This window comes from Halochromatium sp. (assembly GCF_054919635.1).
The window spans coordinates 1-16,197 of record NZ_JBUDPI010000047.1 but is presented as its reverse complement, the minus strand read 5'-3'; the positions used below and the strand labels follow the sequence as shown (position 1 = coordinate 16,197).

Annotated in this window: 16 protein-coding genes; 8 read left to right on the top strand and 8 right to left on the bottom strand. The window is 64.3% G+C overall.

Features of this window, described 5'->3' with window-relative positions; genetic code table 11:
- Together ACY693_RS04940 and ACY693_RS04935 are read left to right on the top strand one after the other, a co-directional pair.
- On the top strand, window positions 1-1,250 hold a 1,250-nt coding region (locus tag ACY693_RS04940), incomplete at its 5' end, for a UDP-N-acetylmuramoyl-tripeptide--D-alanyl-D-alanine ligase (protein WP_462320719.1).
- Window positions 1,251-1,396: 146 nt separating this feature from the next.
- Complete coding sequence (locus ACY693_RS04935) at window positions 1,397-2,233, top strand: metallophosphoesterase family protein (protein ID WP_462320718.1); 837 nt, start codon at window positions 1,397-1,399, stop codon at window positions 2,231-2,233.
- Between the two features lie 57 nt (window positions 2,234-2,290).
- On the opposite strand, the gene ACY693_RS04930 is transcribed toward ACY693_RS04935, so the two are convergent.
- Window positions 2,291-2,962, bottom strand: coding sequence for a histidine phosphatase family protein (locus ACY693_RS04930; protein WP_462320717.1), 672 nt, complete (start codon window positions 2,960-2,962; stop codon window positions 2,291-2,293).
- A 510-nt stretch (window positions 2,963-3,472) separates the two neighbouring features.
- Here ACY693_RS04930 and ACY693_RS04925 point away from each other — a divergent pair.
- Window positions 3,473-4,300, top strand: coding sequence for a protein-L-isoaspartate(D-aspartate) O-methyltransferase (locus ACY693_RS04925; protein WP_462320716.1), 828 nt, complete (start codon window positions 3,473-3,475; stop codon window positions 4,298-4,300).
- Between the two features lies 1 nt (window position 4,301).
- Window positions 4,302-6,704: a spermidine synthase family protein gene (locus tag ACY693_RS04920; RefSeq protein WP_462320715.1), complete on the top strand. Its 2,403-nt coding sequence runs from the start codon at window positions 4,302-4,304 to the stop codon at window positions 6,702-6,704.
- Here ACY693_RS04920 and ACY693_RS04915 read toward each other — a convergent pair.
- The 5 genes from ACY693_RS04915 to ACY693_RS04895 form a co-directional block, all read right to left on the bottom strand.
- Window positions 6,625-7,293, bottom strand: coding sequence for a ceramidase domain-containing protein (locus ACY693_RS04915; protein WP_462320714.1), 669 nt, complete (start codon window positions 7,291-7,293; stop codon window positions 6,625-6,627). The genes ACY693_RS04920 and ACY693_RS04915 overlap by 80 nt on opposite strands.
- Before the next feature lie 49 nt (window positions 7,294-7,342).
- The gene (locus tag ACY693_RS04910) at window positions 7,343-7,465 is read right to left on the bottom strand and encodes a HepT-like ribonuclease domain-containing protein (protein ID WP_462320713.1); all 123 of its coding nucleotides are present in this window, start codon (window positions 7,463-7,465) and stop codon (window positions 7,343-7,345) included.
- 99 nt (window positions 7,466-7,564) lie between these two features.
- Window positions 7,565-7,888, bottom strand: a complete 324-nt coding sequence (locus tag ACY693_RS04905; RefSeq protein ID WP_462320720.1) for a nucleotidyltransferase family protein — start codon at window positions 7,886-7,888, stop codon at window positions 7,565-7,567.
- A 211-nt stretch (window positions 7,889-8,099) separates the two neighbouring features.
- On the bottom strand, window positions 8,100-8,645 hold the full coding sequence (locus tag ACY693_RS04900) for a Uma2 family endonuclease (protein WP_462320712.1): 546 nt from the start codon (window positions 8,643-8,645) through the stop codon (window positions 8,100-8,102).
- A gap of 215 nt (window positions 8,646-8,860) precedes the next feature.
- On the bottom strand, window positions 8,861-9,439 hold the full coding sequence (locus ACY693_RS04895; protein ID WP_462320711.1) for a class I SAM-dependent methyltransferase: 579 nt from the start codon (window positions 9,437-9,439) through the stop codon (window positions 8,861-8,863).
- Between the two features lie 259 nt (window positions 9,440-9,698).
- Here ACY693_RS04895 and ACY693_RS04890 point away from each other — a divergent pair, with 259 nt between their 5' ends.
- Entirely contained in the window at window positions 9,699-9,932 is a 234-nt protein-coding gene (locus tag ACY693_RS04890; protein WP_462320710.1) for an ATP-binding protein, read from the top strand.
- Window positions 9,933-9,942: 10 nt separating this feature from the next.
- Here ACY693_RS04890 and ACY693_RS04885 read toward each other — a convergent pair whose 3' ends face one another.
- Window positions 9,943-10,938 carry an aldo/keto reductase gene (locus ACY693_RS04885; RefSeq protein ID WP_462320709.1) on the bottom strand — a complete coding sequence of 332 codons (996 nt, stop codon included), beginning with the start codon at window positions 10,936-10,938 and terminating at the stop codon, window positions 9,943-9,945.
- Window positions 10,939-11,208: 270 nt separating this feature from the next.
- Between ACY693_RS04885 and ACY693_RS04880 the strand changes: the two genes are divergently transcribed.
- From ACY693_RS04880 to ACY693_RS04870, 3 genes are all read left to right on the top strand, one after another.
- Window positions 11,209-12,213: a YihY/virulence factor BrkB family protein gene (locus ACY693_RS04880; RefSeq protein ID WP_462320708.1), complete on the top strand. Its 1,005-nt coding sequence runs from the start codon at window positions 11,209-11,211 to the stop codon at window positions 12,211-12,213.
- A 126-nt stretch (window positions 12,214-12,339) separates the two neighbouring features.
- Window positions 12,340-13,608 (top strand): META domain-containing protein, encoded by a 1,269-nt coding sequence (locus tag ACY693_RS04875; RefSeq protein ID WP_462320707.1) that lies wholly within the window; start codon window positions 12,340-12,342, stop codon window positions 13,606-13,608.
- Between the two features lie 82 nt (window positions 13,609-13,690).
- Window positions 13,691-15,235, top strand: coding sequence for a protein adenylyltransferase SelO (locus ACY693_RS04870; RefSeq protein ID WP_462320706.1), 1,545 nt, complete (start codon window positions 13,691-13,693; stop codon window positions 15,233-15,235).
- Window positions 15,236-15,261: 26 nt separating this feature from the next.
- On the opposite strand, the gene ACY693_RS04865 is transcribed toward ACY693_RS04870, so the two are convergent.
- The gene (locus ACY693_RS04865; RefSeq protein WP_462320705.1) at window positions 15,262-15,843 is read right to left on the bottom strand and encodes a TMEM165/GDT1 family protein; all 582 of its coding nucleotides are present in this window, start codon (window positions 15,841-15,843) and stop codon (window positions 15,262-15,264) included.
- Window positions 15,844-16,197: the final 354 nt, after the last annotated feature.

Genomic DNA, 16,197 nt, shown 5'->3' with positions numbered 1-16,197 from the left:
TAGCGGGCGTCGGCATCGACAGCCGCGGCATCGAAGCCGACCAAGCCTTCGTCGCCATCGCCGGCGAGCGCTTCGACGGCCATGACTTCATCGCCGAGGTCGAGGCCAAGGGTGCGATGCTCGCAATCGTCGAACGCGACCTGCCGCCGCCGTCCGCCGGGCGCATGGCGGTCCTCAAGGTCCCTTCGACCCTGGCCGCGCTGCAGACCTTGGCGAGCGACTGGCGCGATCGGCTCGGCGATGCCGGCTGCCGGATCATCAGCGTCAGCGGCAGCAACGGTAAGACCACGACCCGGCACCTGATCCACCATGTGCTTACCGATGCTGGTTACGACGGCACCCAGAGCCCGAAGAGCTTCAACAACCAGCTCGGCGTGCCCTTGACCTTGCTCGCCGGTCGCGCCGATCACGATTTCCTGGTCGCCGAGATCGGCACCAATCACCCCGGCGAGATCGCCGCGCTCGCGGCGATCGTGCGCCCCGATATCGCTGTCGTTACCAGCATCGGCGAGGAGCATCTGGAGTTCTTTCACGACCTCAACGGCGTCGCGCGCGAGGAATCGCAGGTGCTCGAACATCTCGCGGAGGACGGGGTCGCGATCCTGCCTTCACCAGAGCATCTGGCTGCGCCGCTGACACTGCCGTCGCAGCCGAGGTTCCGGGTGCAGCACTTCGACCTCGATCCCGTGACCGCCGAGTTGGCGCTGCGGGGCGCGCATAACCGGCTCAACGCATCGGCCGCAAGCGCCGTCGCCCGCCTTATCGAGATCGACGACACCCGCATCGCATCCGCCTGGCCAAACGCGAGCGCGGCGCCGTTGCGCGGTGAGATCATCGCGGCCGACGACGCTGGCCGGCCGACCGTCATCAACGATGCGTACAACGCTAACCCGACCTCGATGCGGGCCGCGCTCGCGCTCCTGGCCGAGTACCCGGCGCCGCGCTGGGCCGTGCTCGGCGACATGCTCGAGCTGGGGACGACAGCGCCGGCCGCACACCGCGCCATCATGTCGGAGGCAGCCCTGGTTTGCGAGCGCTGCGTGCTGATCGGCGAGCAATTCGCCGCGATCACCGACGCGGTGCCGGCGGATGCCGCCGTCGAGGTCCACGCTGCCTGGTCCGGCGAGGTCGCTGCTCAGATCGCAGCCGAGATCGGCGCCGACACGACCCTTTTGATCAAGGGCTCGCGCGGGATGGCACTAGAGCGTCTGCTGCCGGCGCTGGATGCGCAATTCGGACCTGCTGCCTGATCTCAGCCCCAGCGCCGCTCGACGCCGACTCGACCTCGGCTAGCTCCGGGCTCGACCTCAGCCTGATCAAACCGGATCATCGCGATACTCTGCGCCGAACGGTCGCTTCGGGTAACGTACTTAGGAGCGCTTTGGAGCAGTCAAGCATGAAGGTTGCGGTTTTTTCGGATGTGCAGGCGGTGCTGCCGGCACTGGAGGCGGTTATCGAGCACATCGAGGCGTGGCGGCCAGACATGGTGGTGATGGCCGGCGACCTGGTGAACCGCGGCCCCGACAGCGGCGGATGTCTGACCCTGTTCGATCAGATGCGGCGCGAACGGGGATGGCTGCCGGTCAACGGCAACCACGAGGTCTGGGTGCTCAGCTGCAGCGAGGGGCTGCCCGACAATGAAGGCGAGCGCGAGATCCGCCGGTTCACCGATTGGGCCTGGCAGCAGGTCGCCGACCAAGCCGACCGGCTGCGCGGCTGGCCGGATCACCTCTGCCTGCACCCGCCGGAGGCCGACTCCTGGATGCACGTCACGCACGGCACCATGGCCGGCAACCGTGACGGCATCACCGCCAAGACCACCGATGAATCCCTGGTCGGCAAGCTGCCGGAGGGCGTCTCCCTGTTCGTTGCCGGGCATACCCATCGCACCCATCGGCGCCATACCCAGGGGATGGACGTCGTCAACATCGGCTCGGCCGGGTCGCCGTTCGACGGCGACGTCCGCGGCAGCTACGGCCGTTTCACCTGGCGCGGCGGCTGCTGGCATACCGAGCTGGTGCGATTCAATTATGATCGCGATCAGGCGGCGCGGGATTTCGAGCAATCAGGCTTCTTGGACGAGGGCGGTCCCCTCGCCCGCCTGGTCTACCTGGAATGGCAACGCGCGCAGCTGTTGATCGGCGGCTGGCGCGAGCACTGGCAAGCGCCAGTCTTGCGCGGCGAGATCTCGCTGGAGGCGTCGGTCTCACGCTATCTGCGCGATTGCGGCTGAATCACCAGCTCACAGAGGAACACCATCGCTCTAAGCCGCACCCCGAGCGGACAGCGCTCAACCGCGCGGTGCCCACCAACGCGACAGACGTTGCGAGAAGGTACGATCGGGAACACCTTCGTAATGCGAGACGTCGTTGAAGAGCCTCAAGCGCGCCCGGACTGGGCTAACGAAGTCGAGGATATTCAACGCCGCCGGGCTTTGATCGAGCCGATCCCGATAGCCGCGCGCATCGAACCCAAGCAGACTACTGATCAACAGCCGGTTGGTGCCCTTGTGGCAGACCACCAGCACTGACCCATGCTGATGCTGCTCGATGATCCGGCGCACGACTGGCAGTGCACGCGCGAGGACGTGGACACCGGATTCGCCATCGCGGGGTGCCACCGTAAGCGGGTCCTCCTGCCAATCCTCATACTCATCGCCGTACTGGGCCTCAACCTCGGCGCGGGTCTTTCCTTCCCAGTGACCATAATCGATCTCGCGCAGCGCCGAATCCACGCGCACCTCTGCGCCATGCGGCTTAGCCAGAATCCGCGCCGTCTCCACGGTGCGTCCCATCGGACTGGCATAGACCGCATCGATCTGCTCGTCGGCGAGACGATTGGCGAGGTTTGCGACCTGCTTTCGCCCCTCCTCGGAGAGCGGCACGTCGGTCGCGCCCGAGAAACGGTCTTCTGCGGTCAGCTCCGTCGCACCGTGGCGAACCAAGAAAAGTCGCGTTGGCATCGTCGTCACCCAGTTGATCTCTAGACTTTGGGCGATTATGCGGTCATCGCCTCATCTCGCAAAGCCCAACGCAGCCTGCGCTCGCCAAGCGCCGGGATATCAGACTTAGACCATGAAACGACGATCGAGTGGATCTCGACGTCGCTCGGAACGCGGGCGAAGCGGAGCGAAATGGAACTGATGCGCGGCCGTCGGCGCGGCCAGGTACAGGTCCATCGGTACATAATCCCAACGTCGCCGGCGCTCGACCCATTGCTGCGCCATATCGGTTTTGCGGCGATGCTGCGGCCACCGCTGCGTCTCGGGTCTCGCTGAGTCTCGAATCGGGCTTCTCACGGGGGGCCAGACTGCTGCCCAGTATCTCAGTCGTGCTGTTGCCGTCGTCATGCTCCCTCCTTCACGATAGTCGGCCTAACGTTCGGTGATCACGCACCGCCTACGCTATGACTATAGTAGGTTAAGGGACAGATATGGTGAGACGAACAACCCATCCACCCCAGGAGGCAGACCATGAACGACCAACTGCTTTCGACGCTGTTGTGTTCGGCTGTGTTCGCATGCTCGCCCTTGGCATTGGCCCAGCCGGACGCTTCCTCACCGACGACGAGCACCACCGATACCCAGATCCTGCTGCGCGCCGACGCGCCTGGTCCCGAAGGGCGTCCGACCTTTGACGCAGCGCGTGAGGAGGAGCGCGAGCGGATGGTCGAGCGCCAAATCGAGCAGCGTGGCGTCACCGACCCGGCTGTGCTAGCGGCGATGCGCTCAGTGCCGCGACACGCATTCGTACCAGCGACTCTGCGCGACCGGGCCTATGCGGACAGCCCGTTGCCGATCGGGCATGGCCAGACCATCTCGCAGCCGTTCATCGTCGCGTTCATGACCGAAACGCTGCAACTGGCTCCAGGCGACCGCGTGCTCGAGATCGGTACCGGCTCCGGCTACCAGGCCGCGATTCTCGGCGCCATGGGCGTTGAGGTTGTGACCATCGAGATCATCCGACCCCTCGCCGAGCAAGCCGCGACCCTGCTCGACGAGCTTGGCTACGACAACATCACCGCGATCCACGGCGACGGCTACTATGGCTACGAGGAGCTCGCGCCCTACGACGCGATCATCGTCACCGCAGCCGCGCAGCATGTGCCGCCACCGCTGATCGAGCAGCTCAAGCCCGGCAAGCGCATGGTGATTCCGGTCGGACGGGCCGGCTGGACCCAGAACCTACTGCTGGTGACCAAGACGAAAGAAGGCCAAACCCGGACGCGCAATCTCATGTCAGTGACCTTCGTGCCCCTAACTGGCGAACAAGACACCGGCGAGCGCAATCGCGAGCGCTGAGATGTCCGAGGCGGCCCCCAGACCGCTGCACCTGGTCACCGTCGGCGCCCTCGCCGGCTCGGTACTGGCATTCGAGGTCGTCCTGCTGCGACTGTTCGAGTTCAGCCACTGGCACCACTTCGCCGGACTGACCATCGCGCTAGCGCTGCTGGGCTTCGGTGCATCGGGCACGCTGCTCAGCGTCATCGGTGAGCGCGCTGGCCGCTTCGGCGACCGCTGGCTGGTCCTCTCGCTGCTGGTCGCCGCGGCCGGTTTCCTGCTGGTGCTCTTGCTGCACGCCTGGGTCGCACTGCGTCCGCTCATGGCGGTCTGGGACGCCTCCGAGCTGTTGCGCCTCCTGGCGATCGACTTCGCCGCCTTCATCCCGTTCTTCGGTGCCGGACTCGCGCTGGGGCAGGTCTTTGCGCGCTGGCCGAGGCATGCGGGCTGGCTGTACGCGGCCAACCTCGGCGGCTCCGGTATCGGCACCCTGCTCGCTACGCTGCTGCTGGTCGCGATGCTGCCGGAGGCGGCCTTGGCGTTGATCGCCGCGCTGCTGCTGGGCTTCTGCGTGCTGTTCTCGGCGCTGCGCCGCATTCGGGTCGGGATCGTATCGGCTGCACTGCTGCTGGTCGCCGCGTCCTGGCTGGCCCTGAGCTCGCCCGAGCCAGCGATCTCCGACTTCAAGGCGCTGTCACGCGTGCTGGCGCTGCCGGATGCCCAGAGACTCGAGCAGCGCCCGGGGTTGGCTGGACGCCTGACCCTGGTGCGTTCATCCAGCCTGCGCTCGGCACCGGGACTGAGCCTGAACTGGACCGGCCGCGTGTTGGCCTCGGACGCAGCCATCGTTGGCAGCGACCGACTGGTGCCGATCGAGCGCGATTATCGCCAGGTGCCGAGTTATTCGGAGGCCTCACTGGCCGCATTGCCGCTGCAGCTGCGCCCCAGCGGTCGGGTCGCGGTGCTTGGTAGCGGCACCTGGGCGACGCCCTCGCATGCGGTGGATCGCGCCTTGACCTGGGTCGAGCCCGACGACCGTCTACCGGCGCTGGCCATCGAGCGCGGCTTGAACGCGGACGCCATGCAGGACAGCCCCTATCGTTTCCTCAACACAAACCGCGATGCGTTCGCCGTGATCGCACTGGATCGCACCTTTGACGGCTCCGGTGCGGCCACCGAAGACTATCTGTTGACGCGCCAGGGTCTGCGGGCGGCGCTCGCTCGACTCGACAACAACGGCCTGCTAGCGATTCCACTGAAGCTCGATTACCCGCCGCGGCAGGGGCCGCGCATGCTGGCGACCCTGGCCGCGAGCCTGCGCGCGCTCGGTGTCGATGAGCCAGCCGACCATGTCGTGGCGCTGCGCGGCATGCAAGCGCTGCTGATCCTGGTCTCGCCGCAACCGCTGACCGACACGGACCTAGACCTGATCCGCAGCTTCGCCGAGCGCTGGAGCTTCGACCGCGTCTGGCATCCTGGTCTCGCCGAGCAGGAGGTCAACCGCTACCACCTGCTCGACACGCCGATCTTCTTCGAAGCCGCCCAAGCGGTGTTCGGCGATACCGCCATGCCCGAGCAGGCGCGCTGGTTCGAGACCGGCCCGGTCGGCATCGCCCGGCCCTACTTCTGGCACGCGATGCAGTGGTCGACGATCCCGCAGCTGTTTGAGATGCTCGGCACCCGGGCGGCCAGCTACCTCGACTGGACGTTGGTGATGTCAGCGGTGACGCTGGTCGCCGCCACGCTGGCGGCCGCGCTTCTGATCCTAGCACCGCTGGGGCGCATGCCACCTGCCTCAGCGGCCTTCACGCGTGCCGAGGTCATCGGCTATTTCGGGCTGTTGGGGTTCGGTTTCATGCTGATCGAGCTTGCGATGCTGCAGCGCATGACGGCATTCGTCGAGCTGCCGGTACTGGCCGCGGCGGTGATCTTCACCCTGTTCATGATCGGTGCCGGCATCGGTAGCGCGATGCCCCCGCGGCAACGCGGAGCCGACGCCTTGCGACCGATCTTCCGCGCCCTGGCGATCGGTGGCGGTCTCGCAATACTGGCCCTCTGGTGGCCCGGCCAGCCCCTGCTGGCACTGCCGCTGTCGGCGCGCATCATGCTGCTAGCTGCATTGCTGTTGCCGATGACCTGGGCCATGGGCCGGCCGTTTCCCTGGGCACTTCAGCACCTGGTCGGAACGCCCAGCTGGCAGCCCTGGAGCTGGGCGATCAACGGCTTTGCCTCGGTGCTCGCGGCATCGACAGCGACACTGCTCTCGGTCCAGGCCGGTCAGCCGGTGACGCTGCTGGCCGGCATCGGCTGCTACCTCGGCGCCTGGCTGATTGCTCGGCGCGGGGCTAGGCGGCTGGAGTCTGTTGTGGAGTCCGGCGCGTCTCAATCAAACCGCGCAGCAGCAGGTAGAGCAGCAGCGCGTTGAGCAGGTGCCAGAGGAAGTGCAGGCCCATTGGCAGCGTCGCGCAGAAAGCGCTGTCGAGGGTGCGGAAGGTCAGTGAGCCGATGAACAGGAGGCAGGCAGCCAGGAGCGTTGGTGAGAGCGGATCAGCGCGGCGGCGCAAGACCCACCAAAACCCGACCAGGAATGCGAGCGCCGGCAGGTAGCCGACCGAGCCATTGAGCAGCTCGGGGCCAGTGATTGCAACCAGCCCGATGCTGAGCACCTGATAGCTGAGCCAGAGCCCGATTAGCGCCAGCGCCCGCAGCCTGAGCACCCGCCAGCCGAAGCTGAGCAAGTAGAGGTTGATGAAGAGCGTGATCGGGATCACATCGGCAAGCACCGCCCAGCCGGTGGCGAAGCTGTGCCAGAGCGCGCTACCGATGCCAATCGCGCCGAGCAACAGGATCAGCAGGCCGAGGTCCCAACTGTTGCGCAGACTGAGATCGGGGTCGGCGGCAAGCCGCCGCGCGGCAAAGACCGCAGCAACAATAAAGGCCGCATTCGTGATCAGGTTGATGGGCTCGGCAAGGAGCCCAGCCGCCCCGGCGCGCTCGCAGTAGGTATCCAGCATTGTCATTCGCGGATCAAAACGATTGGGTCGCATTCCATGCGCCGCGGGATCATGCGCCTGGCGAGGATAGATTCTCGCGCATCCCATGCAACGACTTCAGCAGCGCCGGCAGATCATCTTGGATGATGCTCCGGACGATGTCGTCATCGATCCCAAGATAGCCGTGGATCAAGCGATTTCTTGTCGCCCCTGTAAATACTCGACTATCTTCTCTCCAAACGCGACCATGTCATCAAGGTAAAAAACCCACTCTCGCTTGCTTTTGCTGGGCTCAGACACGAACCGCCTCGCGCTCGACGTAAGTCGCCAACTCTCGGCGCAATGCCTTGCGAGTGACCAAATCAACCGGGCGCCCGAGAAGGTCTTCGAGATAGAACTGCACGCCGAAGTAACGCTGCGAGGTCGACGGACCATCGAATGACACGAGGATATCGATGTCGCTATCTGCTCGCTCATCGCCCCGAACGGTTGACCCGAAAAGCGCCAATTCGGCGACACCGAACCGTCGAGCCAGATCTGCCTTGTGCTCTGCGAGAAGCTTCAGAGATTGGTCTCTGTTCAGGTTTCCGCCCTTTGTGGTAACGAAGTCGTGCATGACGCGAATTGCCATTTAGTATGCACGTTGGATGCAGAAGTCGGCATTTTCAAGGCTTTTTTCGATATCCCGGGTCGGGTGACAACTGCGGACAAGAGCGTCCAGCGAGGCCGCAAGGTATCGAGCAGCCAGCGCTGCGGTGCTCGCATCAGCGTCATCGACAGGTCGTACTCGCTCGGGCTCGCTGAACGCCCCTGAGTGCACTAGGGTTCTAGGCAGCCAGGATGTAGCCAAGATCGATCTCTATCTCGTCGAACGGTGGGATTCGAGCACGCTGCTGATGATCCATCGTAGCGATGACGCGATAACGGCCAGCCTCAAGTTGGTGGGCAACCAGCTTGCGCTCCTCCGGCCAGATCAACCAGTAGTGAGGCACCTGGTGGCGTTGCAAGAGCAGCGGAATCTGTTGCGTATCCTTGCGCTCATGGCCGGGTGAAACGATCTCGCAGACCCAATACGGCGGCAGGTCAATCAAGCCAGGGGGCAAGCTCGACAACCGTGATTTACGCCATCCGGCCAGATCGTGGGCTGGACACTCGTGCGGCTCGTAAGCAACGCTGGACTCGGTGAGAATCCACCAGCCATCGGGTCCAGAGCGGCGATTGAATGGCCCGAGCTCCTCGCGCGTATTGCCTTGAGCCTGCGCGTGATACGGGCGCGTCATCGGGCGCCGAACGATCTCTCCGTCGATCAGCTCGACGTGCTCATCGGCACTCTGCAGCAAGTCGTCGATGGTTGCGAGCTTGAGCGCTTCCACGGTGACACCTTGGATCGATTGGTGCGCACTAGCATATCAAGTCCACTGACAGCTCACCGCATCCTAGCGTCATGCCCCCCCGATCCCGGTCGGTAGCTCGGCGTAGGCTGGCTGATCGCCCCTGAACGCAGTCATCGAGCGGATGGTCTCACCGATCTCAGCACGATCGTGCCAACACGCAGCCCATTGGCGGCCACATAACCGGCCGTTTCATTTCACCCCTTGGTGGCGACGAAGTGGCGCATAACCCCGCTCGCCTTGTAATGCGCCTCTTCGATGCGGAAGCCGGCCCCTTCGACGCCTTTCTCGGTATCCCGGTTCGGATGACAACCGCCGGTCACGAGCGTCCAGGGAGGCTGCAATGTGTCGAGCAGCCAACGCCCGATTCGGTTCTGGGCGTGGACGTGCTCCAGCATCAGCAAGCGGCCTTGCGGTTTCAGCACCCGACGGATCTCGGTCAAGCCGCGCCCGGGGTCGGATACGCTGCAGAACACCAAACTCGATACGACGGTATCGAAGCGCGCGTCGGGGAACGGCAGCTGCTCGGCCGAGGCACACATGAGCCCGGCCTCAGGCGCGCGCCGCCGGGCGCGAGGCAGGGCATCCGCGTTGGGATCGAGACCGTACAGCTCGACGCCGCCCGGGTAGAGCGGCAGCATCTGCCCGGTGCCGCAGCCTACTTCCAGCACCCGGCCGTGCGCCAGTCGGGCCAGCGATCGCCGCCAACGCTGCATGCCCGGCATCAGCATCATCGACAGGTCGTACAACCAGGGAATTTGCTCGATTCCACGCATTTGATCGATCCAATTCGCTCGCCGATGCAGGATACCACTCGTACTCGGCCTGCCAATACAACACCGGCTCAGGTCCTTATGCCCCAGCGAAAGGGCATAACAACCAGCCGCATCAACCCCGCGTCGCCACATTGCCAGCGGTGACGGGAAGAAGGGGCACGAGTGCCTTGCTCGAAACACAAGGCGGGCACAGAGTTTGCGGCTTATCGATGCAGCCTGACCATCAACATCAACGCAAGACATCAGAGAGGAGGTCAACATGGACATCCAGCTAGCCGACGTCCTGATCCACATCGACGAGAGCCTGACCGCCGATCGCCGCACTTCGGTGGAAACCCAATTGCGCGAGATCGATGGCGTCGTGAGCGTCAACAATCCCGACGACAAGCCACACCTAACGCTTGTCGAATTTCGACCCGACAAGGTCGACTCGAAGACCCTTCTAGAGCAAGTAGAGGCCGAAGGTGTTCATGCCGAGCTTGTCGGGCTTTAGGCGATTTCTGTCAATCACGCGTCCCTGGCGCCATGAACTCGGGTCCGACCGGGTCGGTGACATGCTCCGCGATGATGGCGTCGATGCGCTCGCGCGCGCTGTCATCGAGCTGCCAACCGTCGATGCTATTGACCGCGTCGAGCTGCGCCGGGCGGCGGGCGCCCCAGAGCGCGACGCTATGCCCGGGCTGGTCGAGCAGCCAACGCAGTGCTAGAGCCATGACGTTCTTGCCGGCGTGTTCTTGGGCAAAGGCGTCGAGCGCCGAGACTGCGGCAAGATATTGACCGAAGCGGGGCTGCTGAAACTTGGGGTCCGACTGCCTCAGGTCATCGCCCTCGAACTCCCGATCCGGCGTCATCCGCCCACTGAGGAGCCCACGGCAAAGCGCGCCATAGGTGACGGTGCCGATGCCGTGCTCGGCGCAATACGGCAACACCTCGTCGCCCAGCTCGCGCTCGAACAGATTGTAAGGCGGCTGATTCGAATGTAATGGCGCGACGGCCCGAAAGGTGTCCATCTGCCCGTTATTATAGTTCGAGACGCCAATTGCCCGAATCTTGCCGGCCTGTAGCAGCTCGTCCATCGCCCGGGCGGTTTCCTCGATCGGCGTCTTCGGGTCCGGCCAGTGCACCTGGTAGAGATCGATGCGGTCGGTGCGCAACCGACGCAACGAATCCTCGACCTCGCGCATGATGCGATCGCGCGTCGCCTCGCGCCAGACCTGCTGATGGTCATCGGACCAGTTCAGCCCGCATTTGGTCGCCAGCGCCACCTTATCGCGCAGACCGTGGCGTTGCAGGGCGTCGCCGACGATCTCTTCCGAGCGGCCCATGCCATAGACAGCCGCGGTGTCGATGAAGGTAATACCTAGGTCAACCGCATGTCGAATGGTGTCAACCGATTGCTGATGATCGGTGCCGCCCCACATCCAGCCGCCGATGGCCCAGGTGCCGAGCCCAATGCGCGAGACCTCGATCCCGCTATCGCCGAGAATGGTGTATTCCATGATCGCTACCTCTGGGATCAGTGCTTCTAGGGTTGTGAAGACGGGAGCCGATTGCTGGCCGAGCAAAGGGCGCCATCTGGCAACCCGCCTCTCGCAGCTTGATCGGTACCCTAACAAACACGGCATAGCGGGGGTCAAGACCAACGTTCAGCTGCACGGACGCGCGCTGGGCGTGCCAGAATCGCGACTGGCCCTGGTCATAGAACTGGAACTGAAGCGGAAAGGCTCTCGCGACGGTGATGATGGGTGAGCGTCGGGAGATAAGCGGTGATGACGATGCAAGCCCTAAGCGGCACCAACGCAAGCCTGATCGGGATGGGCCGACTCCTCTGTTTCGTGCGCCGGGTGCTGCGACATTTCAGCCGCCACCGCGGACTGCTATTGGCCGGTGGGGTGGGCTACAACATCCTGCTGTCGATCATCCCGCTGTTCGCGGTCCTGGCCGTGACGCTGTCGCATGTCGTCAGCGAAGAGCGTTTGCTCGAGGTCATCGCGCTGCAGGCGCGGTTATTGACACCGGGTCGCTCAGAGCTGCTGGTCGAGACCCTGCGCTCGCTGCTCGCTCAACGCCAGCTGATCGGCTGGGTCGGCTTCGGCGTGATGCTGTTCTTCAGCTCGCTGGCGTTTCGGATGCTCGATGACGCGGTCGCGATCATCTTCCAACGCCATCGCCGCAGCGCCTCCCGTCGTCTGTGGGTGGCGGCGCTCTTGCCCTATGTCTATGTCGCCGTGCTCGGGGTCGCGCTGCTTGGCCTGACCGGTTTGGTCGCACTCTTCAATACCATGGGCCGGCTCGACCTGAGTCTGCTCGGTATGCACCTTCCCCTCTCCGCCGCTGCAGTCTTTGGACTCTGGGCATCGAGCTTCTTTGGTGTCGCCCTGCTGTTTGCGTCCATCTACAAGATCCTGCCAGTGGTGCCCATTCATACCGGGCGAGCGTTGGTCGGCGGCTTGGTCGCCGCGGCACTCTGGGAACTCCTGCGTCTCGCCCTGGTCTGGTGGTTCTCTCAGGTCTCGATGGTCAACCTCGTGTACGGCTCACTCGGCACCGTGGTTGTCCTGCTGCTCTATCTCGAGGCGGCCGCGGTGATCCTGCTGCTGGGGGCACAGGTGATCGCCGAGCTTGAGCGCAGCGCCGAGGCCGGCCTGCCCTGGTATCAAGAGCCAGACATCGTCGACCCGGCGTCAGAGCCGGCGTGCATTGGGTCGCTGCTCGCGCCGATTGAAAGCGCTGCTGAGCAGACGACCGATGCGCCTCCCTCGGAACATCATTGACCGAAGGAACCCGTCTTCGCACAGAGCGCAGTCCCGGCACAGAGCGAGGTGGTCGTAGGACTGGTCAGGCGAGCTTGTCTGCGATTAGCATCCTCGCCAACCCCATCGGTCTAGAGGAGCTTACTTGTGACTGACTTGCGCGCGCTCAGCCTCATCTGCCTCTTACTCGTCGCGATCGGCCCAGCGATCGCCGAGTCGGATAAGCGCACCATCTCCGGTCAACTGTCTTACCTGCAGCGCATTGCACTGACGCCGGACAGCATCGCCGTGGTCGAGTTTCGCGACGCCGACGGCCAGCTGCAGGGTGAAACACGCTTCGCAAGCGACGGTCGGCAGGTGCCGCTGCCATTCGCGTTGCAGATACCGGTGGACACCAGCGGCCAGCTTCGCGGCGCCATCTGGCGCGCGGGACGTCCGGCCTGGGTCAGCGATCGCATCGCGATCGCAGCGGGCGAGCAGCCGCTGGAGCTCGGCACCTTGAGGCTTCAACCGATCACGCCAACGGACTTCACGACCCTGATGCGCTGCGGTGAGACCGAGCTCGAGATCGCTGTCAGCGACGATCATGCGCGCCTGCGACTCAATGACCAAACCCTCGAGCTGTCCTCGACGCCAGCGGCGTCGGGCTCGAAGTTCGTCGCTCAGGATGATTCAGACACCTTTTTCTGGTCCAAGGGCAATCGCGCCTTGGTCAGCATCGCCGGCGAGACCCTGCCCGAATGCCTCGCAGCGGTACCGGCGCAGAAGCCAGGTGACAAGCTGGGTAACAAGCCGGGTGACAAGACAACCTTCAAGGCGCGCGGCAATGAGCCCGGTTGGACGCTCGAGATCCGGGGCGACCAGCTGCGGCTCGTGCTCGACTATGGCACCCGTGAGATCGAGACCAAGCTGCCAGCGCCGGTCAGCACCGACGACGTCAAACAGTATCGACTGCCGGAGCAGGACCTGAGCATCCGCATCACTGAGCACCGCTGCAACGACTCCATGACCGGCATGCCTTATCCAAAGACTGTCGTGCTCGAGCTCGAGGATCGACGTCTGACCGGCTGCGGCGGCGAGCCAAGCGAGCTGCTCAGAGGCGACGCATGGACGGTCCGCTCGCTCGCTGGCAAGCCAGTGCCAGACGAGGTTTCGGTCAGGATCAACTTTCTCGAGGACAATGGCGTCGCCGGCAACAGCGGCTGCAACCGCTTCATGGGTCAGTATGAGCTCACCGGCGAGGGACTGTCGTTCGGCCAGCTCGCCAGCACCATGATGGCCTGCCCGGAGCCACAGATGCAGGTCGAGCCGCGTTTCTTAGGGCTGCTGCAAGCCGTCAACCGGTTCGAGATGACCCCCGAAGGCGGTCTGCTGTTGATCACCAGCGAGGGAGAGCGCATCAGCGCCGAGCGCTGAGACCAATCATTGATCAGGCGGCAGGCTGCCCGCACCCTCCGTCAATCAAGACTGATCGCGCTACTCGGGAATCAATCGCCGCATGAATCGCCCCAGCGAACACCAAGGTACCGACCCTCTTGCGCAGGGTGGCACCACCGTCACGCCTTCGTCATCGCTCTTTGCTTTCGACAACAGCTATGCGTGCCTGCCCGAGCACTTCTACGCCCGCGTCTCGCCAACGCCGGTCGCAGAGCCCGGACTGCTGCGACTGAACCAACCGCTCGCCGAGCATCTCGGGCTCGATCCCGATGCCCTCTCGTCCCCAACCGGCGCCGCCGTCTTGGCCGGCAATCTGATCCCGGAAGGCGCCGAGCCGATCGCGATGGCCTATGCCGGCCATCAATTCGGGCAGTTCGTGCCCAGCCTCGGCGACGGGCGCGCCATCCTGCTCGGCGAGCTGATCGACCGCAGCGGAATGCGCCAAGATGTTCATCTCAAGGGTGCTGGGCGAACCCCATTCTCGCGCATGGGCGACGGACGCGCCGCCTTGGGTCCAGTGTTGCGCGAATACCTGCTCGGCGAGGCGATGGCCGGGCTCGGCATCCCAACCACCCGTGCGCTCGCAATGCTGGCGACCGGCGAAGAGGTCTATCGCGAGCGCATCGAGGTCGGAGCCCTGCTGGTCCGCACCGCTGCAAGCCATGTGCGCGTCGGCACCTTTGAATACTTCGCACGCCGCGGCAATACCGAAGCGGTCAAGACCCTAGCCGATTACGTGATCGGGCGCCATTATCCCGACTGTACCGAGGCCGCGCAGCCCTACCAGGCATTGCTCGAGCAGGTGGTCAAGCGCCAAGCCGAGCTGATCGCGCAATGGATGCTGGTCGGCTTCATCCACGGGGTGATGAATACTGACAATGTCGCGATCTCGGGCGAGACCATCGACTATGGGCCCTGCGCCTTCATGGACGCCTTCCATCCGCAGACCGTCTATAGCTCTATCGATCGCTATGGTCGCTATGCCTGGGATCAGCAACCGCGCATCGGCTACTGGAACCTGACTCAGCTCGCCAACTGCCTGCTGCCGCTGCTCAGCGACGAGGAGGACGAGGCCAAACAGCGTGCCCGCGCCGCGCTCGACACCTATGGCAAGGCCTTTGAGGCACGCTACTACAGTGGTCTGCGTAGGAAGATTGGCCTGCTCGATGACCGGACCGGCGATGATGACCTCGCGCTCGATCTGCTCGGGCGCATGGCCGGGCAGCAGGCGGACTTCACCAATACCTTCCGCGCGCTCGCCGAGATCGATGCCGATGATCCGACGACCGATACGACCGTGCGCAGATTATTCGCAGACCCTGCCGCGTTTGACCAATGGGCGCTGCAGTGGCGTGAGCGCCTGGCCACCCAGACCCAGCCCGATAGCGAGCGCCAAGCGGCGATGCGTGCGGTCAATCCGGCCTATATCCCGCGCAATCATCGCGTCCAGCAGGCCATCGACGCCGCCAACAACGGCGATCTGGAACCACTCGACCGACTGCTCGAGGTGGTCTCGCAACCCTATGAGGAGCAGCCGGACAGGGCTGAATACCGACAGCCGCCACGACCGGATGAGGTCGTTGAGCGCACCTTCTGCGGGACCTGAGGCAACGCCGCCATCCATCGCATGCCTCACCCTGTAGAGAAGACCAGCTGCGCCAATGCCAGCAAGCCAAAGCCGATGACCAGGATGGCCGCGGCCCGAGGACCCCAGTGCGTTGGCACACGTCGCACCACAGTGCAGCCAAACAGGACACCGATCAACGAGACACTCCAGAGGGCTAAGGTGCCACCCGCCAGCACCGCCCATAGATCGCCAGTGCTGGCAACCAAGGCCAGCATCGCCAGCTGCGTCTTATCACCAAGCTCAGCGACAAAGATCAACGAGAAGCTCTGGATGAAGCCGCCCCGGCTGCGCGTCGGGATCTCGGCATCGTCCTCGCCCTGATTCGCGTCTTGCCAGGAACGAACGCCGAAGAACAGGAACAGGCCCCCAGCAACAAGCAGAAGCCAACCCTGAGGCAGCCATTCGAACAAGGCCTGCCCGATCGCGACAGCGAGTAGGTTGAGTAATCCAAAGGCCACAAAACTGCCGGCGATCACCGGACTCGGCCGGTAGCGATGCGCAAGTGTCATCACCAAGAGCTGCGACTTATCGCCCATCTCGGCGAGAAACAACAAAACGAAGGCGGAGGCGGCGACCGAAAGGTCCATCAGCGGCAACGAGCGTTTAGCGATGACTTGAAGCGAATCCGCGCAAGGTATCATGACCGCCTGCCCACCGACTTCCCCTGAGCGGCGCACGACTTGCGTGGGTTGCGGATGATCCTCTGCTCCGAAGGGGTTATCCTTAGATGCGGAGGCGCTGGGCTCGCCCTCGGGGTCTTCGCGCGCCGCACACCGTCGAGTGCCGGGCGGCTGCCGAATCCCGGTCCATCCAACCGGCGTGTTGATCGCCGAAACGCTCGCCTGCCGGTTCTCGGTTTCTCAATCATCGCTCGACCCGAAGTTGATCGTCTCTAAGGCCGGCGGTCCAGTCCGAGCAAGCACATGAAGTCGTCTAGCAGG